Here is a 26,655-nt window from a genome sequence, read left to right on the forward strand (position 1 = left end):
TATGCAGCAGCCAGCGGAACTCCCGGAATTCAGGCTATAATGGTGAAAAATGATTCTTGGAGGCCTGGTCATTGTTCTTCCAAAAGGATTCCTCACTGCGCAATACGATCTTTCTGCGGATGATTGTGACCTTTCTGCTGATTATGCTGCCTATTCTTATCTTTGCCGTCTATCTGTATCAATGGATTGTGCAAACTGCAAGTGCGGACATTAGAAGCTCGGCCAGTGCCCAGACGGAATTCTATCTGCGGGATATGGAGAATGAGATCGAGCGGATGAAGCTCATGCAGTACAGTCTGCTGGAGGATGAGGATCTGAACAAGCTGGCGCTGACCTGGGAGACGCTGCCGACCATTGACCGCACAGAGAATCTGAATTCGCTGATGAAGCGGTTGTTCATCGTGCAGAACAGCAGTACGTATATTAAGGACGTACGGGTTCATATCATGACCATAGGCAGAACCATCTCGTCAGTTGGCGGTGTACGTGAGATCGAAGGGAAGCGCTTCCGCGAGATTCGTTCGGTCTTCGGAGACCGCCGCTCCCAGGTCATTGAATGGCAGGGAGGCTTGTATCTCAGTGCGATGAAGCAGCGGGGTGTCAAGGGCGCAGAGCCGATTCTGACGGTGGAGATCGAGCTGGACATCCAGGAGCTGCGGGCGGCGCTGGGCCAATTCAATACCTATCCGGGCAGTGGTACGCTGCTGCTCTCAGACCGTGCAAGCTTTGCATTGTCCAGTGTGACGGGAGATCTGGCCCATGCGGACCCCTCCCAGTATTCTCCCAAGATCCGCTCGGTTGCCTCCGGGGAGCGGCTAAGGATTGCAGGGGCACCTTATTATATTGTCCAGTCGGGATCGCAGGAGCTTGGTTTGTCCATCTACCGGATGATCCCGGAGGGCATCATCAAGACCCCGTTAAGCAAATTCTATACCTGGGCCTGGGTATTTGCCGTAGCTGCGCTTGCCATCATCATTGCTTTTGCGCTGTCTACCTACAAGTTCATCCACAAGCCCATGCTGACGCTGGTCAAGAGCTTCAGGAGAATGGAGCACGGAGATCTGGATATTCATATCAAGCATGAATCGAGGGATGAATTCCGGTATTTGTACAGCCGCTTCAATCAGATGGTAAGCAATCTGCAGTCCTTGATCGATCAGGTGTATAAGCAGACCATCATGGCGCAGCGGGCCGAGCTGAAGCAGCTTCAATCGCAGATTAATCCGCATTTTCTCTATAACAGTTTCTTCATTCTGAACACGATGGCCAAGACCGGTGACACCGAGCGGATCGAACAGCTCACGACCATGCTCGGGGAATACTTCCAATTTGTCACCCGGAACGCTTCCGATCTGGTCTCGATGGAACAGGAGATTCATCATGCGCGGATGTACACAGAGATTCAAGCCATGCGGTTCTCCCGGCGGATCGGGGTGCGGTTCGATCCCTTGTCCGAGGAGCTGAAGAGGGTATCCGTCCCCCGGTTGATTGTCCAGCCGATTGTGGAGAACGCGTTCAAGCACAGCCTGGAAAAGAAAGCGGCAGAAGGTCTGATCATTGTCCGCTTTGCGCAGGAGGGCGCTGAAATCCGCGTGATTGTGGAGGACAACGGTGACCGGCTGACGGATGAGACACTGGCGCAATTGAATGAGTCCCTTAACGTGTGCCAGGAGCAGGCAGAGACGACCGGGCTGGTGAACATTCACCGGCGCCTTCGCATTACCTTCGGGGAAGAGAGCGGTCTGCTCGCTGAGCGGAGTGCACTGGGCGGACTAAGGGTGACCATCCTTCTTAGAGCTGGAGGTGAGCATACAGGTGTACAGGATGATGATCGTTGACGATGAAGAGATTATTACGGATGGCCTGGCGGTTATTTTCGGCAAAATGGACCTGGGTCTGGATATCTACAAGGCTTATTCGGGCCAGGAAGCGCTGGAGCTGTTACACCGCACCCGGGTGGATATCGTCCTGTCCGATATATGTATGCCTGAAATGGACGGGCTGGAGCTGATGGAGCATATCCGCCGGAGCTGGCCGCAGTGCAAAATCGTGTTCCTGACCGGACACAGCGACTTCAATTACGTCTATCAGGCGATTCAGGCTCCGGGCGTTCAATATGTGCTCAAGAATGAAGGTTATCCGAAGCTGATTGAGGCGGTTAAGCGTGCGCTTCAGGAGCTGAAGGATACGATGCAGGTCAATGATCTGATCCGTCAGTCCAAAGAGCAGCTTAACACGCTGGAGACCTTGGCCCAGGGAGACTACTTCCGCCATCTGATTCACAGTGTCAAAGTAGATCAGGAGGTGGCGGAGGACTTCAGCCGGCTGCGGATTCCGCTGGATGCTTCACTGCCTGTACTGATCGCACTGGGCAGTATAAGTGATTCTGAGTCTCCGCGCACCTATTCCGACCGCCAGGAGACAGCACTTGCGGTTAAGTTCCTGTCGGAGAAGCTGCTGAAGGAGCGGACGGTAAGCCTCGGGGTCATCGACCGGTACGGCGACCTGATCTGGCTGATTCAGCCTGTGCGGTCAAGGGATCTGGACAGGGCGGAGACTTTTGAACAGCTGGGCAAATTCCTGGAGGGCACCTTCGAGCTTATTCAGCAGGCCTGCCGCGAGTCGCTGGAGGTCGGGATGGCCATCACGCTCAGTGCAGAGGCGTCCCATTGGACCAGGCTTCCCATGCTGTACGATAAGGCAAGACAGGTGCAGCATTACCGGGCGGGTGACGGGGAGCAGATGGTGCAGAGGGTGAACCTGAATGAGGCGGCTGCGCCGGACCCCGTCCGTGACCGGTTCCTGCGGGACAAGGTGGATACCTTGGCTGCGCATCTGGAGGCAGGCCGCAAGGAGGAGTTCCTCCGGCTGTTCGGGGAGATGGCCGGACCGGCGGGGCAGGACCGGGGAAGATGCAACCCTTATCTCACCGAGCTGTATTATACGATTGCCCTGATGCTGATGTCGTATATCAACCGCTGGGAAGCTGATGAGGCGGTAGGCGTGAGCAGTCTCATGCAGCTGGAGGTCCACCGTACTCTGGGAGAAGCGTTCCGTTATCTGCGGGATACGGCAGAGCTTCTGTTCTCCGTCAGGAAGAGCGGGGAGCAGAAGCGGGCGGCCGGGGTCATTGATACCCTCTGCTTATATATTGAAGAGAATCTTACCCGGGATCTGTCGCTGGTCCGGCTGTCGGATGTGATCCATTTCAATCCCTCCTATCTGTCCCGCCTGTTCAAGCAGGAGCGCGGAATTAATCTGTCCGAGTATATAGAAGACATGCGAATCCGCCAGGCCAAGGACCTGCTGAAGCGAGGGGAACTGAAGGTTGCGGAGGTCGGCTCGTTAATCGGTTATGTGACCCCGCAATCCTTCACCCGGGTGTTCAAAAAGTGGACCGGAACCACGCCGCAGGAATACCGTACGGATATGCTCAGCGGTTGAATGGTGTTAACAAGTGGAAACGGCTTTGCCGTCCTTTAAACGGACGGCATTCGTTTCAGCGAGAAATAGAAGGATAAGTTATCGTGTGCAACATATAGATTCTTATATTTTGAAAAAATCGCTCCTTCGGGATGGATGGCGGTGCCTCCATATTCCGGGGGAGCGATTGTTGGTTGCAGCTATTAATGCGGGCGTGGAGCGAGCCTATTCAGGTCTGCTGCTCCTCAGACTTGGGAGTGTGGCTAGACCGTAACAGACTGAGAAGCTCTTATTCCGGCGGAGTTAGGAATCTATTATAAATAAATCCGGTAGTTTCCGCTTAGTGCCAGCATAGTGAAGAAGTACAGGCAGTTGTCATAATACCGCCGCTCCCCGGTACGTAGCGGGGTATTCCAGAACCGCTGGACGAAAAGCCCGGCATCCGGTCCATCGGCTGCAAGCGAAGCCATAGCCAGGGTTGCCAGCAGGCCGACCGGATGGAGGGAAGGCTCGTCAAACGGCTGGCCGTCAATGGTATAACGCCGGTAATCCGCAGGCTCTATGTCCCGGAAGAACGCCTGAATCCGGTTAGACTGCCCGACCTGCCAAGGGTCACAGCGGAACCATTCATAGTCCAGCCCGATGTTGGCGGCAACCCGGTAAGCATCGCTGAAGAAGTGGCGGAAGTCACCGTGCGGCTGGGGTTCAACCGGAGTCCCGTCGTAATTGGCATATTCCGGCGACAGGCCGGTTTCGGGATGACAGGCTTTTTGCAGATAGGATCTGCTTTTGGCAGCCGCGTCCTTCCAGAATGCCCGGTCCGTCTCATCCGCCTGCAGCGCGAATAGGTCATAGAAATGCGGCAAATGGTAGGAAGGGTCGCTGAAAGGCGTCTCGGGAATGAACTTAATCAGCCGGGTTGCAGGGTCCCACATGGGATCGCCTTCTCCGTCTTCGCCTTTGTGTACACAGGCGCGGAGAATAATTCTGGCCTGCTCGGAATAGTTGAACGGCTCGGCACCATCGTTCCAGCGCGCCGACGCAAAGAACAGCGCCATGGCGAAGAACTCTTCCCCGTCCGGTGCCGGACCGGGAGACAGCCGCGTGCCGTCCAGCTTGCAGTGCCAGGCGAAATAATCCTTATAGCGACCCTCCGTATGCTGCATATAGACCTTGGCGAACTTCCAGAGCCGGTCGAATTCCTCCTTTTTATCCATTTGAACCGCCATCATCATCCCGTAGGACATGCCTTCGGTACGCACATCAGTATTACCGGTATCTACGATATACCCCTTATCGTCACCCATAGGATGGTAGATCCGGACCCCGGGAGCGCCGTAGAAAAGCTCGTTCCACGTATCTTCAAGTCTCTGCGCAATGGCCTCGGACGGCAGGCCGTTCTCGAGAAACAGGTTTCTGTATTGTTGTGTATAAAAGGTGCCTTCTGTGGTCGTACTCATAATCATCCTCCAGGCAGATCATATTTTGCCCAAAGTATACCACAACCGGAGATATAGAGATTAAAGCGTTTTCCTTGAAATTTATAGAGGATTCCGGCGGCCTTCCCGTAATCTAAGAATAGATCAAACTTAGGTGTCTATATGTCATGGACTTCACTTAAGCGGCTTCTCTATACTGAGAGGGACATGTTATAAGGTGAATATGAAGGTAAGGGTGATATTGTTATGAATAAGATGCAGGGTCCTATGAAGCTTACAGTGTATACACGGTTGCCGGACCAGGATTACACGGCGTCTCTGAGCAACAGCGTTCATCTTGCCTGTACAGATGAGTCTGGCGGATATCAGCCTTTGAACCGGAACTATGGCCTGTTGTTCGCTGTGGCTACCGTGGATGAGAATAATGTGATTCATGAAAAAGGACTTAAAAATCCCTATCTATTCCGCACACCCGGCGGTGCTTTCGGCATTGTTGCGGTAAGAGCAGATGCTCTCGGGGAGGATGACGAGGAGAGCGAAGGGCAGCTTCTTTTGTGGACTTCACCGGATCTGACCACCTTCGATTATCAGGGGCTTGTACCCTTGGACAAGGAACGGTATGTACAAGAAGCCGTCTGCGGATTTGACAAGACGAGCGGACTATATGAGATTCGCTGGCAGGATAACGGCGGTAACTGGTATGTGAACCGGCTGGCGGATCTGCGGAAGCCGGACCTTATATCGCCGCCGGAACCTGCGGAACCTGTTGCGGCAGAGCGGCCGGCTCAGCCGCTGCCCGGAACCCGTCCGGGGAATGAGATTACGGTAGACTACGCCGTCGGCCATAGGGTACAGAGGGCCTGGACTCCGGTGCATAACACCGGTATCCGCGTGGCGGAGCAGGCCAGTATCCGCTCCGCCGACGAGTTGACAACGCTTAGAGCTACAGCGCTGTACTCTGACGGCTCCACCGCTGACAAGCCGGTAGCCTGGGATACCGATGGTATTGACTTTACCGTGCCCGGAACCTATACCGTACATGGCAAGGTAGTCACGCACGACCTTCCGTTCCCCTTGGCAAGCGGCTATGCTGACCCGGTAATCCTTCCGTGGAACGGCAGGTATTATTTCCTTGCCACCAATGACAATGCCGGGGATATCGGTATCTATGTCCGCGTGGCAGATACATTGCAGGGTTTATTCGCCCCTGGCTTCCAAGAAGCCGTTATTCTGGATCAGAATGAGGAGCTGAATTTCATCCAGACCTTCTGGGCACCGGAATTTCACCTCATCGGCGGGGAGTTGTACATTCTGTTCGCCGTAGGCGGAACAGTATGGGGGCCGCAGTGCCATCTTATGAAGCTGAAGCAGGGCGGCGATATTATGAATGCCGCCGATTGGAGCACGCCGGCCCGGGTGAAGCAGATGGACGGTACGCCTTTGACAGAGGACGGCATTACGCTGGATATGACTTATTTCAAGGCAGATGATACTTCCTGTGTCGTCTGGTCGTACCGAAAGGGAATCGGAACGCCGCTGGACACCGGCTCCATGCTGTATATCGCAACCGTTAATGAAGCGGACCCTGCGGTATTAACCAGCGAGCCGGTGCTGCTCTCGCGTCCGCTGCTGGGCTGGGAGAATGTTCAGGGCACGATCAATAACGAAGGCCCTTATCCGCTAATTACGGACGATACCGTGTATATTGCTTATTCCGGCGGGGCTGCAACGGGGTATACCTATGCGGTGGGCTGGTTAAGCATTCCGCGGGGCGGCGATTATCTGGATGCCGGGGCATGGAGCAAAGCCAGCACTCCTGCATTGTCATACTACTCATTGGAAGGGATCTACGGTCCGGGGCACAACTCATTCTTCCAGGATGTTGATGGCACGGTGCTGATCCTGTATCACGGGGAAGAGCAGCTGGTGAAGCATGGGACGAGATGCTCGGCGATGCACAGAGTCCATTTTAACAGCGAGGGTAAGCCGCTACTCGATGTAGCCAATGAACGGGATGTACACCCCGATTACGCCGATTGCGTTATACAGGTGACGGTGCAATCTATATAAGAAGCACTACAGAAATAAACAAAAAGCAAAAGAAGCGGAGGGGAAATTTGGAACTGTAGGAGCGGTAGCGACCGCCTGAAAGCTTTCCGCAGGAAAGCTCGCTTCGGAAGCAGCAGCAGTCACCGGATTTCACCCGCGAACAGCGGGATTAATCAAGAAATCTGGTGATAACAGCGGCCGGAAGTCCAAATGTTCACCGCAGTGACGACGAAGCTTCAAGTTCAAAACCTAAGTGCGTCTTATTATATATAACAACTAGGAGGACAACAGAAATGACACAACAACAGGGATTCAATCCGTATCTTCCATCCTGGGAATATATCCCGGATGCTGAGCCTTATGTATTCGAAGGCAGAGTGTATGTGTATGGCTCGCATGACCGGTTCAACGGACACGCCTTCTGCCTGAACGACTATGCCTGCTGGTCTGCGCCGGAGGACAATCTGGCCGATTGGCAGTATGAGGGTGTGATCTACCGGAATACGGATGACCCGCTCAATCCCGAAGGCAACATGTGTCTCTACGCACCGGATGTGACGAAGGGCCCGGACGGTCGCTATTATCTCTACTATGTACTGGACAAGGTTCCTGTCGTATCGGTGGCTGTCTGCGACAAGCCGGGCGGCAAGTATGAATTCTACGGCTATGTAACCTACGGTGACGGCACGCGTCTGGGCGAACGGGCAGGCGACGAGCCGCAGTTCGATCCCGGGGTATTGACCGAAGGAGATACCACCTACCTGTACACCGGCTTCTGCGGGTACGGGGATAAGTCCAGACACGGCGCCATGGCTACCGTGCTAGGTCCTGATATGCTTACGATTAACGAGGAGCCTGTGTTCGTGGCACCGAGCCAGCCTTACAGCGAGGGGACCGGATTTGAAGGCTATGAGTTCTTCGAGGCCCCGTCCATCCGCAAAAGAGGGGATGTCTACTACCTGATCTATTCTTCGATCTCGATGCATGAGCTGTGTTATGCGACCAGTAAGCATCCGACCCGGGACTTCGTCTACCAGGGAGTTATTGTAAGCAATTGCGATCTGCATATTGATACTTATAAGCCTGCGGACCAGCCGATGTATTATGGCGGCAATAACCATGGCAGTATCGTAGAGGTTAATGGAGAATGGTATATCTTCTACCACCGCCATACCAACGGGACCGCGTTCTCGCGCCAGGGCTGCATCGAGCCGATTACGTTCCGTGAAGACGGCACCATCCCGCAGGTGGAGATTACAACCTCCGGCCCGAACGGCGGCCCGCTGGAGGGACGCGGAGAATATCCGGCTTACCTGGCCTGTCATTTGTTCACCAAGGATCAGGAGATGTACACCGGAGGTTTCGGCCGGATTGGCGCCTGGATGGACAGCCGGTTCCCGAAGATTACCCAGGACGGCAGAGACGGCGATGAAGAGATCGGCTATATTGCCAATATGACCGATTCGGCTACCGCCGGATTCAAATATTTCAGTTGTGAAGGGGTTACCCGGGTCTCCATTAAGGTGCGCGGCTACTGCCACGGCGAGTTCGAGGTGAAGACAGCCTGGGACGGACAGGCACTTGGACGTATCCCGGTAGGGTTCACGAATGTCTGGAAAGAATACACTACGGAAGTGGCAATTCCGGACGGCGTTCAGGCGCTGTATTTCACCTATACCGGAGGCGGTGGCGCCCAGTTTGCTTCCTTTACGCTGGAATAACCCGGAGGACCTCCTGAATATGGCCTGATACACAAGCAGCACCTGGAAGTTCCCGGGTGCTGCTTGTTTGTTACACCCCGGAAGAATAACGGGCCCTGTAGTCGGAAGGGGTCATGTTCATATAATGCCTGAACCACTTCGAGAAGTAGCTGACATGCTGATAGCCCGACTCCAGCGCAGCCTCCAGCACGTTGTATGATCCGCTGCGGAGCAGACTGGCCGCCTGGCTGATGCGGATATAGTTCAGATATTCCATCGGACGCATACCGGTCTGGGCTTTGAAAAACTTGCAGAAATGCGAGCGGCTAAGCGATACGACGGAAGCTAGCTGATCCAGCTCCAGCCTGTCACGGGAATGCTCCTCCATATAGCTCAGCACTTCCCTGATTTGCCGGTTGTATTCCCGCCCGTGACGGGGTTCCGGCTCCGGATTCTGTCCGGTCAACCCGTAGTGATGGCTGTCTGCAATGAACAGCAGCAGGAGGGCCTTCAAGCTCAGTTCATACGCCGCAGACTTGTGTTCATAGCGGTTCAGCAATTCTTTTACCAGATAGAGCAGTGGAGTATGGGTATCGTCCGCAGCAGATAACAAGGCAGGCAGCCGGGTTGTCCCCTGCAATAGAGGGTCCAGGAACAGCTCCTGCACCCGGTCGGGATACGGTGAAGACAACCAGGAGCATTTGAACACGATGGAGTAATAACAGGTGCCGCCTGAGACGGTGTCCATGCCTGAATGAAGTTCTCCCGGGTGGACGATCAGGGCATCGCCTGCCTGCATGGCGAACTCCCGGCTCTCGATATAGAAGACAGCCCGGCCCTCCGCCAGATAGATGATCTCCATCTCGTTATGCCAATGCACGGGCAGAATCGAATGGACGCGGGCCTGATGCTCCACCCGGTAGATATGAAGCGGGAATTCAGGCTGACCATGCAGCTTGTTCTCCCGGTAACGGTGTTCGTACATGATTACCTCCTGCGAATCGAAATATTGTGCCTATAAAGCACAAATATATGCTAGATAACGGATATTAATAATAATATCATTATAATCAAACGAAGTCATAATGAAGGGTGGAACTATTGTGAAACTGATCGCTACACACTCCGGTACAGATGGCCTAAGGCTGGAGACTACAGAAGGGATTATGCATATCGCCATGTATACGCCGGGCATCGCCAGAATCCAGTATACCCTGAATGCGGAGCTAAGCGGGAAAGAGAGTCTTATGGTGGTGAACCATCCAGAGGCTGAGAGTGTAGAGTGGAAGGTCACAGAACAGACCAGCCATCTGGAAATATCGACAGCACTGCTTACGATTCAAGTGGACAAAGAGACCTGTGCATTCAGCTACCGGGATGCGGTCGGAGCGCTGCTGACACGGGAGCCGTCCAGAGGCGGCAAGACCCTGGAGCGGACTGAGGTCTATCATACGGTCTTCGATGCTTCGGCAGATACGGTGGAGACCGGCCAGGGGGCCGATGGTCTACGCGCGCGCGCCGAAGGGGTCAACCGCAGGCTGGACAGAGAGGCTTTTCATACGAAGCTGGAATTTGAATGGCAGGAAGACGAAGCGCTATATGGACTTGGCTCCCATGAGGAAGGGATGATGAACCTCCGGGGCCGGCAGCAATACTTGTATCAGCAGAATATGAAAGCGGTTGTTCCGGTGCTTGTATCTACGCGCGGCTACGGGATTATGGTAGATTCGGGGTCGTACATGACCTTCCATGATGATGCCTTTGGCTCCTATCTCTGGAGTGATGCCGATCAAGAAATGGATTATTATTTCATTTACGGGCCGGAGTTCGATCAGATTACTGCGGGAATCCGTTATCTGACCGGGGAAGCGCCGATGCTTCCCAAGTGGTCCTTCGGGTATGTACAGTCCAAGGAGAGGTATATCTCCCAGGCAGAACTCATTGCCACTGTGCAGGAGTACCGTGAGCGTTCGCTTCCCCTAGATTGTATTGTGCTTGACTGGCAGTCCTGGACGGGGAATCTGTGGGGGCAAAAGACCTTCGATCCCGAACGTTTCCCTGATCCCTCGCAGATGATGGACAGCCTGCACGCCATGAATGCCAAGCTCATGGTATCCATCTGGCCGATTATGGGCGCGGGCGGGGCCAACCATGAGGAGATGAAGGAACGCGGCTTCCTGCTCGGCAATCAGGCCACCTATGACGCCTTTCAGGAGGAAGCGCGCGAATTGTACTGGAAGCAGGCCAATGACGGGCTGTTCTCCCACGGAGTCGATGCCTGGTGGTGCGATTGCACCGAGCCGTTCGAAGCGGACTGGAAGGGCGCGGTGAAGCCGGAACCGGAGCAGCGTCTGCTGATCAACACCTCGGAATCCAAGCGTTATCTCGATCCGGGGCTGATCAATGCCTATTCCATGCAGCATTCCAAAGGCATCTATGAAGGCCAGCGTGCAGCCACCTCAGAGAAACGGGTGGTTAATCTGACACGGTCGGCTTTTGCGGGGCAGCACCGGTACGGCACGATTACATGGTCAGGGGATATCGCCGCCAATTGGGAGACGCTGAGGAAGCAGATTGCTGACGGCCTTAACTTCTGCCTGACAGGCTCTCCGTATTGGACACTGGATATCGGCGCTTTTTTCGTGAAGAAGATGAAGGAGCAATGGTTCTGTAACGGGGATTATGATGAAGGTGTCGCCGATCTCGGATACCGTGAGCTGTATGTCCGCTGGTTCCAGCTAGGGGCCTTCCTGCCGATGTTCCGTTCCCATGGAACGGATACGCCAAGAGAGGTGTGGCAGTTCGGAGAAGAGGGGGAGCTGATGTATGATACGCTTGTGAAATATCTGAAGCTCCGCTACAAGCTGATGCCTTACATCTACTCACTGGCCGGAGCCGTCGCACACCGCAGCTATACTCTGTTCCGTGCGCTTGCCTTCGACTACCGGGAAGATGTGCAGGTCCATTCGATCGGCGACCAGTTCATGTTCGGTCCGGCATTCATGGCAGCTCCTGTAACGGAGGCAATGTACTATGGTCCCGGCTCGCGTGAGCTGGAGGGAATCTGTAAGCAGCGCAGTGTCTACCTGCCGGCGGGGGAATGGTACGATTACTGGAGTGATGAACGGATAGAGGGCGGCCAGACGATTGAAACCAAGGCCGACCTGGAGACACTACCCCTCTTCGTCCGCGCCGGCTCGATTGTTCCGCTTGGCCCCGAGGTTCAATATACGGACGAACAGCCGGATGCTGTGATTAGTCTCAAGGTATACGGCGGCAAGGATGCGTCCTTCACCCTATATGAAGATGAAGGGGATAACTACAATTATGAGCATGGCTACTATTCCATGATCTTGATGACCTGGAGCGAAGCGGACCGCACTTTGACCATCGGGAAGCGGGCAGGAGGGTATGCCGGTATGCAGGCGGTAAGAGCATTCGCTGTAGAGATTGCCGGACAGGCCGGAAGCTGTATGGTAACTTATGAGGGTGAAGCTGTAACCGTCCGGGAAGCAGATTTGGGTTAAAATAATGCTGCGATAGAATTGAGGTGCCTTGTGTTTAAGAACTTTGGTCTGGATGAAGTGACGTTAACCGACCATGATTTTGCTTCCCGCAGACAACTCGTCAAGAAGTATATTGCCGAATTTGATTTGAACCGTCTGCTGCATACCTTTAAGCTCAATGCCGGGCTTCCGTCGGACGCGGAGCCTTTGGGCGGCTGGGAGAGCCCGGAGAGCGGCCTGCGCGGACATTTTGCCGGACATTACCTCTCTGCTTGTGCCAAATTCGCTTACGGAGACCAGGATCAGGCGTTAAGGAGAAAGGCCTGCGAGATCGTGGATATCATGGAGGCTTGCGCGAAGCCTAACGGGTATTTGAGTGCCTTTGAAGAGGAGAAGCTGGATATACTCGAAGCAGAAGAGGACCGGAAGGTCTGGGCGCCTTATTACACACTGCACAAAATCCTGCAGGGTCTGGTAGACTGCCATCTCTATCTTCACAGTCCGAAAGCTCTGGTGCTTGCCAGGAATCTGGCGTATTACGTGAAGCGGCGTATGGATAAGCTGTCCCACTGGAAAAAAGACGGGATCTTGCGCTGTACGAAGGTAAACCCGGCCAATGAGTTCGGGGGCATGGGGGATACTCTTTACACTTTATATGAAGCCACAGGAGACCGGCAAATTCTTGCGCTGGCGAACCAATTTGACCGGCCGTATCTCCTTCATCCGCTGGAGACCGGGGCAGATGTGCTTGAGAATCTGCATGCCAATACGCATCTGCCCATGGTGCTGGCGGCTATGCACCGTTACAACATCAGCGGCGAAGACAAATACCAGGCAGCGGCCATTCATTTCTACGAATATCTGCAGGGAAGGACGTTAGCGAACGGGAACAACAGCTCGAAGGCTACGGACTATATCCCGGGCGGTGTATCTGAGCGGTCAGAGCATTGGGGAGCTTACGGCGATCTGGGCGATGCGCTGACCGGCGGCGAAAGCGAAAGCTGCTGTGCGCATAATACTGAGAGAATCCTGGAGCGGTTACTGGAGTGGTCCGGTTCGGTGGAGTATCTCGATCATCTGGAGTCTCTGAAATACAATGCCATATTGAACAGTGCAAGCCGCAGCACAGGGCTATCGCAGTATCATCAGCCGCTGGGCAGCGGGGTATCCAAGACCTTCAGCGGACCGTATGATACCTTCTGGTGTTGTACCGCATCGGGAGTCGAGGCGATGAGTGAGCTTCAGAAGAACATCTGGTTCCGCAGCGGGGAGGCGTTGCTGCTGAACGCGTTCATCTCCTCTACCTTGGATTGGAAGGAGAAGAACCTGCAGATAATCCAAGAGTCCCGTTTCCCGGACGGGCTCTTATCCACGCTTCAGATCAAAGCCGCCGGGCCGGCAGCCTTCAAGCTGATCCTGAAGGAGCAGGCGGTCGCCGCAGTGACCATTAACTCTGTACCGCAGGTGCTTCAGCGGGAGAACGGGTATTGTGCCATAGAGCGGGTGTTTGCGGACCAGGATCTCATTGAAATCGAAATCGCAGCAGCCCTGCACCAGGTACCTCTCCCCGGCGCGGAGCATCTGGCGGCAGTGAAGTTCGGTAACGTATTGCTTGCCCGGGTCGGCCAGGCGCAGCAAGCATCATTCGTTCCCCTGTTCCGGGTAGAGGAGGAAGAGTATACGGTGTATCTGGATGTGGAGGGACACGAAGGCCGTGACCGCCCGTTCTCCCGAGCGCAGGATGGCAGCGCAGCGTATGCAGATTGAAGAGCGGCTTAATGCGTTCTGCTGTTTCTCCGGTAGGCGGCCGGGGTCACGGTCGTAATCTTTTTGAACGTACGGTAGAAATGGGGCATACTCTCGAAGCCGCAGGCCATCGCGATCTGCTCAATGGTGCCGCTTGATTGCAGCAGACTGTCCTTGGCGGCAAAAATCCGTTTGGTCGCAATATAATCCGTCACATTCATCCCCAGACGCTGCTTGAAAACCCGGCTGAAATGGGCCGGAGAGATCGCCGCCCGCCCTGCCAATGAGCTAAGCTCCAGCGGCTGATTCAGGTGGTCGTTGATATAGCTGAGTGCTTCACGGAACCAGTCCGGCAGCAAGGCGTTTGAGGTTAGCGGCCCGGCGGTCTGCGGCAGGCAGTAGCGGTTCAAGTGAAGCAGCGTGAGATGGAGCAGCAGGGTCAGGGCTTGTCCGCCGTCCGTGCGGTTCTGCTCCCGTTCATTGTGGATAGCATCAATATCATTTTGCACAATTCCGGCGTGTTCAGGGGATAAGGTATACTTGTACTGCTTGTTCTGCTTGGCAGCGTCAAACAGCTTCAGATAAGCATAGGACTCACTGTAAGGTTGGTTAAGAATAAGACCCGGGCTGAAAAATACGGCGGAGGAGGTCACCGGCTCCTCGTTGTCAGGGAATCCCCGGTGCACTGTGTTTCCGGGAACGACGATAACGTCGCCCTGGCGCATTTCATAAAAGGTCTGATCAATGAAAAAGCTTCCTTTGCCGCCGTATACGTATATGATTTCGTACCAGTCATGCTGATGGTCGGGCAGCTCGCGCTGCGGGCTTTTGGTCTCCTTGTAGTCCAGAAGCAGAGTGAACGGCAATTCGTTACCGAAATGCTTGCGGATCGGTTCCATGACGCGGCCTCCTTAGCCAAATCTATCAATTCTTAACCTCATCATATCAAAATAAGGTATAGTTTTGTTTGTTTTAGCTATTTTTATTCCTTTATCGGATGTATAAAATAAGGTGGAATGGAGGTGCTGTGATGTATATAGATGCTCATCAGCATTACTGGAAGATAGACAGGGACGATTATGGATGGATTACGCCGGACATTCCGGTGTTGTTCCGCGATTATCTGCCCGCTGACCTTGAACCGCATTTGCACAAGCACGGGATTAACCGCACGATTGTGGTACAGGCTGCGCCGACCGTGGAGGAGACGGAATATATCCTGGGACTGAGTGAGCAGGCGGATTCCATAGCAGGCGTGATTGGCTGGCTGGACCTTGCGGGTCCAGCCTTCAAGGAGCAATATCAGCAGCTTCGCGGGCACCGGAAGTTCACCGGTCTTCGCGTGATGATCCAGGAGATGGAGGACCCCGGCCTGCTTTTGACCCGTCCTTATATAGAAGCGCTCTCATTCCTTGCGGACGAGGATCTGCCCGTTGACCTGCTGGTTCTGGCAGATCAGCTTCCGCAGCTTATAGAGCTGCTGAATCGGGTTCCGGGTCTAAGAGGGGTCATCGACCATTTGGCCAAGCCTCCCATTGCAGCGGGCCAACTAGAGCCGTGGCGAAGCCGGATGGCGGAGATTGCGAAGCATCCGAATATCTGCTGCAAGCTGTCCGGGATGGTAACGGAAGCCACTCCCGAGGGCTGGACACAGGAGGATTTCACGGCTTATATCCATGCGGTGCTGGAACTGTTCGGACTGGAGCGGGTGATGTTCGGCAGCGACTGGCCCGTGTGCCTGATGGCAGCAACCTATGATGAGGTGCTTCAGATCTTGCGCACTGCCCTGCAGGAGCGGCTGTCGCCGGAAGAGATGGAGCCGGTTTTTGGAGCGAATGCGGTGAGATTTTATAAGTTGGATTCACTAATTACAGGAGGTAGAACGCTATGAAATACAGAAAGCTCGGGAATACAGGGCTGGATGTCTCCGTATTAAGCTACGGGGCATCGTCGCTGGGAAGCGTGTTCCGGGATGTGCCCAAGGAAGAAGGCATCCGCACGGTTCACACAGCGCTTGATATGGGGATCAACCTCATCGACGTCTCCCCCTATTACGGCCTGACCAAAGCGGAGACCGTTCTGGGAGAAGCGCTGCAGACGGTGCCGCGGGACCGCTACATCCTGAGTACGAAGGCCGGACGTTACGGCCAGGATGAGTTCGATTTCTCCAGAGAGCGGATTATCCGCAGTGCTGAAGAGAGTATGGGCCGTCTGGGAACGGATTATTTGGATATTTTGCTGCTGCATGATATTGAATTCGGCTCTCTGGCGCAGGTGATGGAAGAGGGAATTCCAGCGCTTGAGGAGTTGAAGCAATCCGGCAAAATCCGTTATTACGGCGTAACCGGCCTGCCGCTTCCTATCTTCGAGACCGTGTTGTCGCGGACTGCTCTGGATGTCATCCTGTCCTACTGCCACTATTCGCTGAATGACACCACACTGCTGCAGCTCCTTCCGCTGCTGGAGAGCCGCGGCACGGGACTAATGAATGCCTCGCCTATCTCCATGGGCCTGCTCAGCAACCGTAAAGTGCCTGACTGGCATCCGGCGAGTGCAGAGATTCAGGCCGCATGTCAGCGCGCCGCCGAATATTGCCGGGACAAGGGAGAGGACATTGCCAAGCTGGCGGTCCAGTTCTCTACAGCGAATGAACAGATTCCGACAACCCTCGTAAGCACCGCGACACCGGAGAATATCCGCAACAACATTAGATGGACGGATGAGCCGATGGATGAACAATTACTGGCCGAAGTAAGGGACATTCTGAAGCCTATCGACGGGGCAACCTGGCCGAGCGGCCTGCCGGAGTGGAACGTGGCACAAGGCCGGAACGGGGAGCACTTATAATGAAGGGAATTATTTGTGAGGAGATCGGAAAGTTCGTATACCGGGAAGATCTGCCCGAACCGGAGCTTCAGGACGGAGAAGCCATTGTAAGCATCCGGCGGATCGGAATCTGCGGCACAGACCTGCATGCCTACCGGGGCAATCAGCCTTATTTCACTTATCCGCGTGTGCTTGGGCATGAGCTGTCCGGGACGATTGAGCGCATTGGCGACAACCCGCAAGGGCTGCGGGCCGGTGATCAGGTAAGTGTGATTCCATATCTTCATTGCGGAGAGTGCCGGGCCTGTCTGAGCGGCAAAACGAACTGTTGTCAGAAAATGAGAGTGTTCGGCGTTCATTTGGACGGCGGTATGCGGGAGCGGGTAAGCTTGCCTGTAGGCAATCTATTGAAGACAGACGGACTGACGCTGGATCAGGCGGCTATGCTGGAGCCCCTGGCGATCGGTGCACATGCCGTCCGGCGCTCGGGGCTGGGATCAGGCGATCAAGTACTGGTGATCGGAGCCGGTCCTATCGGACTGGGCGTGATGGCAATGGCCAGATATGCCGGTGCGAAGGTGATCGCGATGGATGTCAACGACGAACGCATGGAATTCTGCAAGGGCTGGGCGCAGGCGGAGCATACCGTGAGTGCCCTGCATGAACCGAAGGAGCAGCTATCCGGGCTGACAGAAGGCAACTTCCTGCCTTATGTCATTGATTCCACCGGCAATATCTCCTCGATGGAGGGGGCTTTTGGTCTGGTTGGCCATGGAGGAACATTGACTTATGTCGGCTTGGTCAAAGGGAATATAACCTTTAATGATCCGGATTTCCATGCGCGGGAAATGACTGTGCAGGGGAGCAGAAATGCGACCCGGGAGGATTTTGAACAGGTGATTCGGGCCATTACTGACGGTTATATTGATGTGGAGAGCTATATTTCCCACCGCTGCTCATTCGGGGATATGACCGGCCAGTTCGAGAGCTGGCTGAATCCGGAGTCCAAGGTAATCAAGGCACTGGTAGAGCTGGATTAAATACGAAGGGGCGGAATAGCGATGACAAGCATGGAACAGAGCCAGCGGTTATGGTACAGTGAACCGGCGAAGGAATGGAATGAGGCGCTGCCGATCGGCAACGGGCGGCTCGGAGCCATGATCTTCGGCAGAGTAGCCGAGGAGAAGCTGCAGCTTAATGAGGATTCCGTATGGTACGGAGGTCCGCGTGACCGCAACAACGAAGACGCGCTGCCTCATCTGCCCAAGCTCCGCAAGCTGATTCTTGAGGGCAAGCTGAAGGAGGCGGAGGAACTCGCCGCGATGTCAATGGCAGGAATGCCGGAAGCGCAGCGCCATTACCTGCCGCTGGGCGAGCTGCTGCTGTCGTTCGGCGGGCATGAGCAGCCGGCTGCGGATTATAGACGGGAGCTTGATTTGGAGCGCGGCGTATCCCGGGTAAGCTATACAACCGGAGGCGTCCGGTATACCCGTGAGCTGTTTGCGAGCTTCCCGGATCAGGCCATAGTGGTTCGCTTGACCTCCGACCGGAAGAACGCAATCTCCCTGAAGGCCCGGTTCAACCGCCAGAACTGGAGAATGCTGGAGAAGACGGAGAAATGGCAGGACAGCGGACTGGTGATGGGCGGAGAATGCGGAGGCCGGGGAGGCAGCTCTTTCGCTGCCGTATTGAAGGCAGTTACGGAAGACGGCACCTGCCGCAATATCGGAGAATATTTGCTTGTGGAGGGGGCCAGCTCGGTTACGTTGCTGCTTGCCGCAGGAACCACATTCCGCCATCCCGATCCGGCGCTGCATGCCAAGAGGCAGCTTGAAGAACTGAGCCGGGTTCCCTATGAAGAGCTGCTGGAGCGTCATATTGCGGATTACCGCGGCCTGTACGGGCGGGTTGCGTTGACGCTTCCAGAGAACCCGAAGCTACACGGGCTGTCGACCGGCGAACGGCTGAAGCGGTTTCAGCAGGGGGAGGAGGATCACGGGCTGATCACCACCTATTTCCAGTATGGCCGTTATTTGCTGATCTCCTCCAGCCGTCCGGGCTCCCTGCCAGCGAATCTGCAGGGAATCTGGAATGACAGCTTTACCCCGGCCTGGGACAGCAAATTCACGATCAATATCAATGCGCAAATGAACTACTGGCCTGCTGAAATCTGCAATCTGGCGGAATGCCATGAGCCGCTGTTCGATTTGATTGAACGGCTGCGGGAGCCGGGACGGGTGACGGCCAGAGTAATGTACGGCTGTGGAGGCTTCACAGCGCATCACAATACGGACATCTGGGCAGATACCGCTCCGCAGGATACCTATATGTCGGCGTCCTTCTGGCCGCTGGGTGCGGCCTGGCTGTGCCTGCATCTGTGGGAGCATTACCAGTTCAGCCAGGACCGTTATTATCTGGCGCAGGCGTATGATACCATGAAGGAAGCTGCGCAGTTCCTGCTGGATTACCTGATAGAGGATGAGGCTGGGCGGCTGATTACCTGCCCGTCCGTCTCGCCGGAGAATACGTATCAGCTGCCCGGCGGGGAATCGGGCGTGCTGTGCGCCGGGGCCTCCATGGACTTCCAGATCATTGAAGCGTTGTTCAAGGCCGTTGTCCGCAGTGCGGAGATTATCGGCCGGGATGACGCGTTCCGCGAAGAACTGCGCTCTGCGCTGGACCGGCTGCCTGGACCGCAAATCGGGAAATACGGCCAGATTCAGGAGTGGATGGAGGATTACGAAGAGGTGGAGCCGGGACACCGCCATATCTCCCATCTGTTCGCTTTGTATCCTGGGGACTCCTTCACAGTGGAGCATACGCCGGAGCTGGCGGCAGCAGCCCGGACTACGCTGGAACGCAGACTTGCAAGCGGCGGCGGACATACCGGCTGGAGCCGGGCCTGGATCATTAACTTTTGGGCGAGACTACAGGATGAGAGCAAAGCCTATACGAATGTACGGGCCTTGCTGGAGCATTCTACCCTGCCTAATCTGTTCGACAACCATCCGCCGTTCCAGATTGACGGGAATTTCGGGGGAACCGCGGGAATTGCCGAGATGCTGCTGCAGAGTCACACGGATAGCCTCAGACTGCTGCCCGCGCTGCCTGCAAGCTGGAGCGAGGGCAGCGTCAAGGGTCTGCGGGCAAGAGGCGGCTATACCCTCGACTTCACCTGGGCCGATGGACTCGTTACAGAAGCGGTGGTATCATGTACCGTATCCGGCCCTTGCCGGATCGAAGGCCCGGGCCTGGATTCTATTTCGTTCACCGGCGAAGCGGGAAGCTCTTATACGTTTACCGGGTAAGCATGAAGCGGAAGCTGAGAGGGTAGAAGGTTATGGAGGATTACGAATGTAAGCCTACAGAAGACTGCACCCAAACTGGAAAGCCTCCAGAGTGGATGATTCTAGAGGATTACGGAAATTGTAAGCTGGCGAGTGGATGGTTATAGAATATTGAAGAAACTGGACGCTGGCAGAGTGGATGGTTATAGAAGATTGTGCTTGGGATTGGCGCATTTGCGCCAATCCTTTTCTGCGGTTGTGGGGAAATTCTGCTTATAAAGTAGACTCATCCGAAGTTGGCGCGTGGAACAAGTGGACGATGCCGCCTGGGAGTGGGGGATGTGCGGGAATGGAAGGGATAAGTCCCTCTGAGTTAGCTGGAAGTAGGCGATACGCGGAAATGAAAGGGATAAGTCCCTCTGAATCGGCTGGGAGTAGGCGATACGCGGAAATGAAAGGGATAAATCCCTCTGAGTTAGCTGGAAGTAGGCGATATGCTGGAATGAAAGGGATAAATCCCTCTGAATCGGCTGGAAGTGGGCAATATGCAGAAATGAAAGGGATAAATCCCTCTGAGTTGGCTGGAAGTGGGCGATACGTTGAAATGAAAGGGATAAGTCCCTCTGAATCGGCTGGAAGTGGGCGATGCGCGGAAATGAAGGGGATAACTCCCTCTGAATCGGCTGGAAGTGGGCGATGTGCGGAAATGAAAGGGATAAATCCCTCTGGGTCCGCCGAAAGCGGTAGGCAGCCGAAAAGGAGGAGCAAAAGTGCACCTCGTTCCGCCGAAAGTGGTCGGTAGCCGGGGAGGAGGAGCAAAAGTGCACCTCATTCCGCCGAAAGCGGTCGGCGGCCAAGGAGGAGGAGCAAAAGTGCACCTCGTTCCGCCGAAAGCGGTCGGCAGCCAAGGAGGAGGAGCAAACCGCCGAAAGTGGGCGGCGGCCAAGGAGGAGGAGCAAAAGTGCACCTCATTCCGCCGAAAGGGGGCGGCAGCCGGGGAGGAGGAGCAAAGGTGCACCACATTCCGCCGAAAGCGGACGGCAGCCGCGCAACCGCGAGCGGTACATAAGGTCATGTTAGATACCGGGAGCGGCGCATCATTCTGGCCAGCTCCCCTACAGAATAACGGCAATTTCGATGCCGCGAAACAAGCAAGCGTTTTCTTTTAATCGAATTTTCGGGGGGGAAGTACTATAGTTTATGAATTGTAAGCGCATTCTCAAAAAGTATAATTAGAGATGTCACCAGGAGATGTTATAAACATAAGCGATTAGCCAAAAAGGGGAGGCATAATAACATGCACAAAACGGCAAAACGTTCAGCAAAGGCCGCTGCGGCCGGTGTACTAGCACTCACACTGGCACTTACAGGCTGTGGATCAGGCAACAACACTAACACCGGAGGCAAGAATAGCGCCACTGGGGGAAATGCCAGTCCGGCAGCAGCCGGAGACGACACTGCACCCGTAACATTCTCGATATTTATGAACGGTCCCGGACAACAGCCAACACCTGACAATAAGATTCTGAAACAGATTAAAGACAAAACCGGTATCAGCTTCAATATGGAATTCCTGGTCGGTGACCTGCAGCAGAAGCTGGGTGTCATGATCGCAGGTGGCGACTATCCGGACATCCTGTCGGGCGACGACAAATTAATCAATGCCAAGGCTTACATTCCGCTTGAGGATCTGATTGAGAAGTACGCTCCCAACCTGAAGAAGCATTATGGTGATGTCTGGAACCAGATCAAGGATGAGAGTGACGGCCACATCTACGTACTGCCAAGCTATGGCGTATATCAAGGTAAAATTACCGAACCAACTTACCAGGGACCAGGCTTCTGGCTGCAAAAAGGCGTGCTTGAGGAAATGGGCTACCCTACTCCAAAGACCCTGGATGAGTATTTCGATATCATTGCCAAATATAAAGAAAAACACCCTGAGATGATCGGGTTCGAATCACTCAACTTCGACTGGCGCGTGTTCCCGCTGCAGAATCCCCCAGAGCATCTGTCGGGGCATCCGAATGACGGGGCCGTTGTTGTAGATAACAACGTAGCACAGATTTTTGCCGACAAGGATATGTCCAAGACGTACTACAAGAAGCTTAATGATATCAACGCTCAAGGCTTGATGGACAAAGAAGCCTTCGTACAGAACTATGACCAGTATCTGGCCAAGGTTGCAAGCGGTAAGGTCATCGGAATGTTCGACCAGCACTGGAACTTCCAGGACGGCGAGAAATCCCTGATCTCCCAAGGTAAGCTGGAGAATACGTATATCGGCTTCCCGCTGCTCTACCCGGGCGCAGAAGAATGGTATCGTGACCGCGGAGCGGTCGGCACCAACCGCGGATTCGGAATCTCGATCAATGCCAAGGACCCTGTCCGCATTATCAAATTCTGGGATCAGATGATTACCGAGGATTGGCAGAAGACGCTTCAGTGGGGCGTGAAAGGCGAAGATTATGAAGTGAACGCAGACGGTTCCTTCTACCGTACGCCTGAACAACGGAACAATGCAGAGCAGACCAGCTGGCAGGTTGCTAACAAAATCTCAGGGATGTTCGGTTACATGCCTAAGATTCAAGGTACGTACAGCGACGGTAATGCAGCAGATGCCGGTACACAGCCTCAGGAATTCTTCGACAGCCTGAAGCCTTACGACCAGAAGATTCTGAAGGCGTACAACAAGAAATCCTGGTCCGAATTCTTCAAGGAACCGAAAGAGAACAATATTTATTTCCCGGCGTATTCCATCGTGCTTAAAGATGGTTCACCAGCCCAGCTCGCACAGTCTAAGCTGAATGACCTCATGATTAAATATTTGCCAAAAGCCATTATGGCCAGTCCTGCAGAGTTCGAGGGCGTATGGCAGGATTATGTGGACAGAATCCACAAGCTGGACATCAAGGCCTATGAAGACCGGATGAATGAAGGCATCCAGCAGCGCATCGAAAAATGGAGCGTTAAATAAACCATTCCATACAGAAATAGGAGCGGGAAATGCTGTTTCCCGCTCTTCCTAAATAGGACTGCGTGAATAGGACAACTTGGAGAGAATGACTTTTACAGGAGGGAATACAACATGTCTGATGCCGTACTGGACAAACAGGTCAAAAAACCAAAGACCCGAAAAAGCAAAATCGATCCGGAAATCGGTGTGGAACTCAGCTGGAAAACACTGAAAACACAGAAACAGCTTATTTTCATGTCTGTGCCCATCGCACTATATCTGATTATCTTCAACTATGTTCCCATTTGGGGCTGGCTCATGGCCTTTCAGAATTACCGCCCGGCGGTGTCCTTCGGCCAGCAGGAATGGGTAGGCCTGCAGCAGTTCAAATTCTTATTTTCCGATGATACCTTTCTGCTGGTACTGCGCAACACTATTGCCATGAGTTTTATTAACCTTGTACTTGGTACGGTTACCGCTATCGGTCTGGCTCTGCTGCTGAATGAGATTAAGCTCAAGTTCTTCAAGCGTGCGGTTCAGTCCATTTCCTATCTGCCGCACTTTCTGTCCATGGTTATCGCAGCGGGGATTGTCTCCACTTCGCTCTCCATTGATGGCGGGATTGTCAATGTTGTCTTAATGAAGCTTCACCTGATTCAAGAACCGATTATGTGGCTCAGTGAAGGGAAATACTTCTGGGGAATTATCGGGGCGTCGAACGTGTGGAAAGAGGTGGGCTGGGGTACGATCATCTATCTGGCTGCCATTACCTCCATTGATCCTTCCCTGTATGAGGCAGCGTCCATTGACGGCGCCAAGCGTTTTCAAAAGATGCGTTATATCACGCTTCCGGGAATTAAAGCTACCTTCGTGATTTTGCTGATTATGAACATTGGACATATTCTGGATGCCGGCTTCGAGCTTCAATATTTGCTGGGCAACGGACTTACTGTGGACTACTCACAAACGATTGATATCTTTGTAGTGAAGTATGGTCTGGCCATGGGTAACTACTCTCTGGCTACAGCGGCGGGGATCTTCAAAACGATTGTCAGCGTCATTCTCGTACTCATCGCAAACAATGTCGCAAAACGCCTCGGCGAAGAGCGATTACTATAGAGGAGGAAGCCCATATGAAAGCTGTGACCAAAGGTTCAGGCCGGATTGAGCCGGTTGTTTTTCATACATTCAACACGATATTTATGCTCTTTGTGGTTACTGTCACGCTCTATCCGTTCCTCCAGACGCTGGCGGTATCCTTCAATGACGGCAGTGACACGCTTGCAGGCGGAATCTATCTCTGGCCCCGCGAATGGACGCTGGAGAATTACCGGGCGGTCTTTATATCCGGAACGATCTATCATGCCGCGTTTATCTCGGTATCCCGTACTATAATCTCAACGGTGTTCGGTGTATTCCTTACGACGATGCTTGCGTATGCACTGGCGCAGCCGCAATATATTTTCCGCAAAAAGATCGGCCTGCTGTTCATCCTGACCATGTATTTCAATGCCGGGCTGATTCCGAACTACTTCCTGATCAAGAATATGGGTCTGCTGCATAACTTCATGGTCTATATCCTTCCGAGTCTGGTCAGCGCGTTCAACCTGATTATCATGCGGACGTATATCCGCGGTCTTCCGTTCAGTCTGACTGAATCGGCGAAGATTGACGGGGCGGGGGAATTCCGGATTTTCTGGAAAATCATCTTCCCGCTGTGTACGCCGGTACTGGCAACGGTTGCTTTGTTCATCGCCGTGGGCTCGTGGAACTCCTGGTTTGACACGTTCCTCTATGCTTCTTCGGATATCAAGCTGAGCACCCTGCAATATGAAATGATGAAGATGCTGGGCTCGATCATGAGTGCGAACAATGATCCTTCGATGCTTGCAGGAGGTCAGAACAATCAGGTACAGTCGCTGGTGACTCCGGCTTCCATGCGTTCCGCGATTACGATCGTGACCGCTGTTCCGATTCTGTTCGTCTACCCTTTCTTGCAGAAGTATTTCGTGGTAGGATTGAACCTGGGAAGTGTGAAAGAATAATTGTCATATAGAATTATATAAGGTAAATATGGATACTATAACCGTTTCGGGTGCAGCCGAAGCGGTTTCTCCTGTTCCATACTGGTGGGCGTTGCAGAACTCAAAATACTTAAACTAAGAGGGTGATCCAATGCTTAAGGTACTGTTTGCCGATGATGAGCCGCTTATGCTGGAAGGGCTGCGCTTCCTGGTAGACTGGGAGAAATTAAACTTTGAGGTGTGCGGGGAAGCTCTGGACGGGGAGGATGCGCTGGAGCTGATTCACAGCACCCGTCCTGATCTGGTGATAACCGATGTGCGTATGCCAGTCATCGACGGCCTTGAACTGATCAGGAGAGCTTCTGAAAGCGATTACCGGCCCAAGTTTATTATTTTCAGTGGCTATGCCGACTTTGAATATGCCAAGCGGGCGCTTAAATACGGAGTATCCAACTATTTGACCAAACCGCTGGATGAGCAGGAGCTGACGGAGGCGCTGCAGATGGTAACGGGCCAGATCCATATGGAGCGCAAGGTGTCTTCGCGGCGCGAAGCGCTGTCGGCGCTGATGCAGGCGGATCTCGTATCCCGGCTCCTGATGCGGGAGAACACGGATGAGGAGCGGGAGGAGGGGCTGAAGAGTCTTGGAATCTCCCCCGTCTCGCGGATATCCTGTATACTGGTCCATGGAGCAGCGCCGGACAGCCTTCACCTGCGTGAGCAGGTTACCGCCATGCACGGGAAGGAGCCGCTGCGCGGCCTGATGGTCTATCCGTTCACGGCTGGAAGCGGGAAGCATGGCTATTTGCTCGTATCCCCGCAGGCAGGACCGGCGCTTGACCCGGATATGCTCGCAAGCTGGATGGATGAGATACGGCCGTTGTACAGCACTCCCGTCTGCTTCACGGTAAGCCGTCAGCATCAAGGACCGGAAGCGCTGAACACGGCTTACCAGGAAGCGCTGGCTGCTGAATTATGCAGGCCGGAGACTTCCGGCGGCGAGACAACCGATGTCTCCGGGAGACAGGACAAGACTCAGCTGGCGCTGCTTCCGGCAGAGCTGAGAAGATCGCTGCTGCAATCCGTCACTGAAGGGAAGCTTGAGCACCTGAGTGAGCAGCTTGGCGGTGTGTTCAGGATTTTCTCGGCAGAGGCTGCTTCAAGCTCCTGGATTGATGCCTTTCTGGCCAATATCAAAGCAGAGCTGCTTCGTGAAATTACCGCCAGAGGGGGAGACTATGGCGAGTGGGTGAAGAAATGGTTCCCGTCCCGGTATACAGCGAGCTGTCTGCCCCTGCTGGAGCGGCAGACGGAGGAGGAGCTGAGCGAGGCTGCGCAGTGGTTCGCTGCTGCGGCTGAAGGCAGGCAGGAGGATCAGATGGTGTCCGCTGCGATAGAGTATGTCCGCGGACATTATCAGGAGAAGCTGAAGCTGCAGGATATTGCGAAGCATCTGCATGTGAATTCCGCTTACCTGGGACAACGGTTCAAGAAGCACTACGGCAGCTCTTTTAACGACTATCTCCATGAATTCCGCATTGAAGAAGCCAAGAAGCTGCTGCGCCGGACCGATATGGGGATTACCGATATTTCAAGCAGAGTGGGCTATTCGGACGCGGATGTGTTCGCTGCCAAGTTCAAGGCGCTTAACGGCGTTACGCCTTCCGTATACAAGAAGAGCTAAATCAGGGGAGGAGGG

Annotated in this window: 17 protein-coding genes; 14 read left to right on the forward strand and 3 right to left on the reverse strand. The window is 54.2% G+C overall.

Annotated elements, in window-relative coordinates; genetic code table 11:
• Positions 1-71 precede the first annotated feature (71 nt).
• Entirely contained in the window at positions 72-1,838 is a 1,767-nt protein-coding gene (locus KDC22_RS11955) for a sensor histidine kinase (RefSeq protein ID WP_246553501.1), read from the forward strand.
• Entirely contained in the window at positions 1,825-3,444 is a 1,620-nt protein-coding gene (locus KDC22_RS11960) for a response regulator (RefSeq protein ID WP_246553706.1), read from the forward strand. The genes KDC22_RS11955 and KDC22_RS11960 overlap by 14 nt, the downstream gene beginning before the upstream one ends.
• Before the next feature lie 293 nt (positions 3,445-3,737).
• Here the strand turns inward: KDC22_RS11960 and KDC22_RS11965 are convergent, their stop codons facing one another.
• Positions 3,738-4,883, reverse strand: a complete 1,146-nt coding sequence (locus tag KDC22_RS11965) for a family 8 glycosyl hydrolase (protein WP_211723173.1) — start codon at positions 4,881-4,883, stop codon at positions 3,738-3,740.
• A 225-nt stretch (positions 4,884-5,108) separates the two neighbouring features.
• Between KDC22_RS11965 and KDC22_RS11970 the strand changes: the two genes are divergently transcribed.
• Both KDC22_RS11970 and KDC22_RS11975 read left to right on the forward strand, forming a co-directional pair.
• Entirely contained in the window at positions 5,109-6,932 is a 1,824-nt protein-coding gene (locus tag KDC22_RS11970; RefSeq protein ID WP_211723174.1) for a family 43 glycosylhydrolase, read from the forward strand.
• 272 nt (positions 6,933-7,204) lie between these two features.
• Positions 7,205-8,632, forward strand: coding sequence for a family 43 glycosylhydrolase (locus KDC22_RS11975; protein ID WP_211723175.1), 1,428 nt, complete (start codon positions 7,205-7,207; stop codon positions 8,630-8,632).
• A gap of 70 nt (positions 8,633-8,702) precedes the next feature.
• Here the strand turns inward: KDC22_RS11975 and KDC22_RS11980 are convergent, their stop codons facing one another.
• Positions 8,703-9,596, reverse strand: coding sequence for a helix-turn-helix transcriptional regulator (locus tag KDC22_RS11980; protein ID WP_211723176.1), 894 nt, complete (start codon positions 9,594-9,596; stop codon positions 8,703-8,705).
• 118 nt (positions 9,597-9,714) lie between these two features.
• On the opposite strand from KDC22_RS11980, the gene KDC22_RS11985 reads away from it, so the two are divergent.
• On the forward strand, positions 9,715-12,138 hold the full coding sequence (locus tag KDC22_RS11985; protein ID WP_246553504.1) for a glycoside hydrolase family 31 protein: 2,424 nt from the start codon (positions 9,715-9,717) through the stop codon (positions 12,136-12,138).
• A gap of 30 nt (positions 12,139-12,168) precedes the next feature.
• The gene (locus tag KDC22_RS11990; RefSeq protein ID WP_211723178.1) at positions 12,169-13,884 is read left to right on the forward strand and encodes a beta-L-arabinofuranosidase domain-containing protein; all 1,716 of its coding nucleotides are present in this window, start codon (positions 12,169-12,171) and stop codon (positions 13,882-13,884) included.
• An 8-nt stretch (positions 13,885-13,892) separates the two neighbouring features.
• On the opposite strand, the gene KDC22_RS11995 is transcribed toward KDC22_RS11990, so the two are convergent.
• A complete protein-coding gene (locus KDC22_RS11995) occupies positions 13,893-14,762 on the reverse strand; it encodes an AraC family transcriptional regulator (protein WP_211723179.1) in 870 nt (289 codons plus the stop codon).
• 131 nt (positions 14,763-14,893) lie between these two features.
• Between KDC22_RS11995 and KDC22_RS12000 the strand changes: the two genes are divergently transcribed.
• From KDC22_RS12000 to KDC22_RS12035, 8 genes are all read left to right on the forward strand, one after another.
• Complete coding sequence (locus KDC22_RS12000) at positions 14,894-15,754, forward strand: amidohydrolase family protein (RefSeq protein ID WP_211723180.1); 861 nt, start codon at positions 14,894-14,896, stop codon at positions 15,752-15,754.
• Positions 15,751-16,710 (forward strand): aldo/keto reductase, encoded by a 960-nt coding sequence (locus tag KDC22_RS12005; RefSeq protein WP_211723181.1) that lies wholly within the window; start codon positions 15,751-15,753, stop codon positions 16,708-16,710. The genes KDC22_RS12000 and KDC22_RS12005 overlap by 4 nt, the downstream gene beginning before the upstream one ends.
• Entirely contained in the window at positions 16,710-17,729 is a 1,020-nt protein-coding gene (locus tag KDC22_RS12010) for a zinc-binding alcohol dehydrogenase family protein (protein WP_211723182.1), read from the forward strand. The genes KDC22_RS12005 and KDC22_RS12010 overlap by 1 nt, the downstream gene beginning before the upstream one ends.
• A 30-nt stretch (positions 17,730-17,759) precedes the next feature.
• On the forward strand, positions 17,760-19,997 hold the full coding sequence (locus tag KDC22_RS12015) for a glycoside hydrolase family 95 protein (protein WP_425517059.1): 2,238 nt from the start codon (positions 17,760-17,762) through the stop codon (positions 19,995-19,997).
• A gap of 1,276 nt (positions 19,998-21,273) precedes the next feature.
• On the forward strand, positions 21,274-22,953 hold the full coding sequence (locus tag KDC22_RS12020; protein ID WP_211723184.1) for a type 2 periplasmic-binding domain-containing protein: 1,680 nt from the start codon (positions 21,274-21,276) through the stop codon (positions 22,951-22,953).
• A gap of 111 nt (positions 22,954-23,064) precedes the next feature.
• On the forward strand, positions 23,065-24,051 hold the full coding sequence (locus tag KDC22_RS12025) for an ABC transporter permease (protein WP_173137565.1): 987 nt from the start codon (positions 23,065-23,067) through the stop codon (positions 24,049-24,051).
• 14 nt (positions 24,052-24,065) lie between these two features.
• Entirely contained in the window at positions 24,066-24,977 is a 912-nt protein-coding gene (locus tag KDC22_RS12030; protein ID WP_173137563.1) for a carbohydrate ABC transporter permease, read from the forward strand.
• 130 nt (positions 24,978-25,107) lie between these two features.
• Positions 25,108-26,640 carry a response regulator transcription factor gene (locus KDC22_RS12035; protein WP_211723185.1) on the forward strand — a complete coding sequence of 511 codons (1,533 nt, stop codon included), beginning with the start codon at positions 25,108-25,110 and terminating at the stop codon, positions 26,638-26,640.
• Positions 26,641-26,655 lie beyond the last annotated feature (15 nt).

This window comes from Paenibacillus tritici (assembly GCF_018207515.1).
GTDB lineage: Bacteria > Bacillota > Bacilli > Paenibacillales > Paenibacillaceae > Paenibacillus_AQ > Paenibacillus_AQ tritici.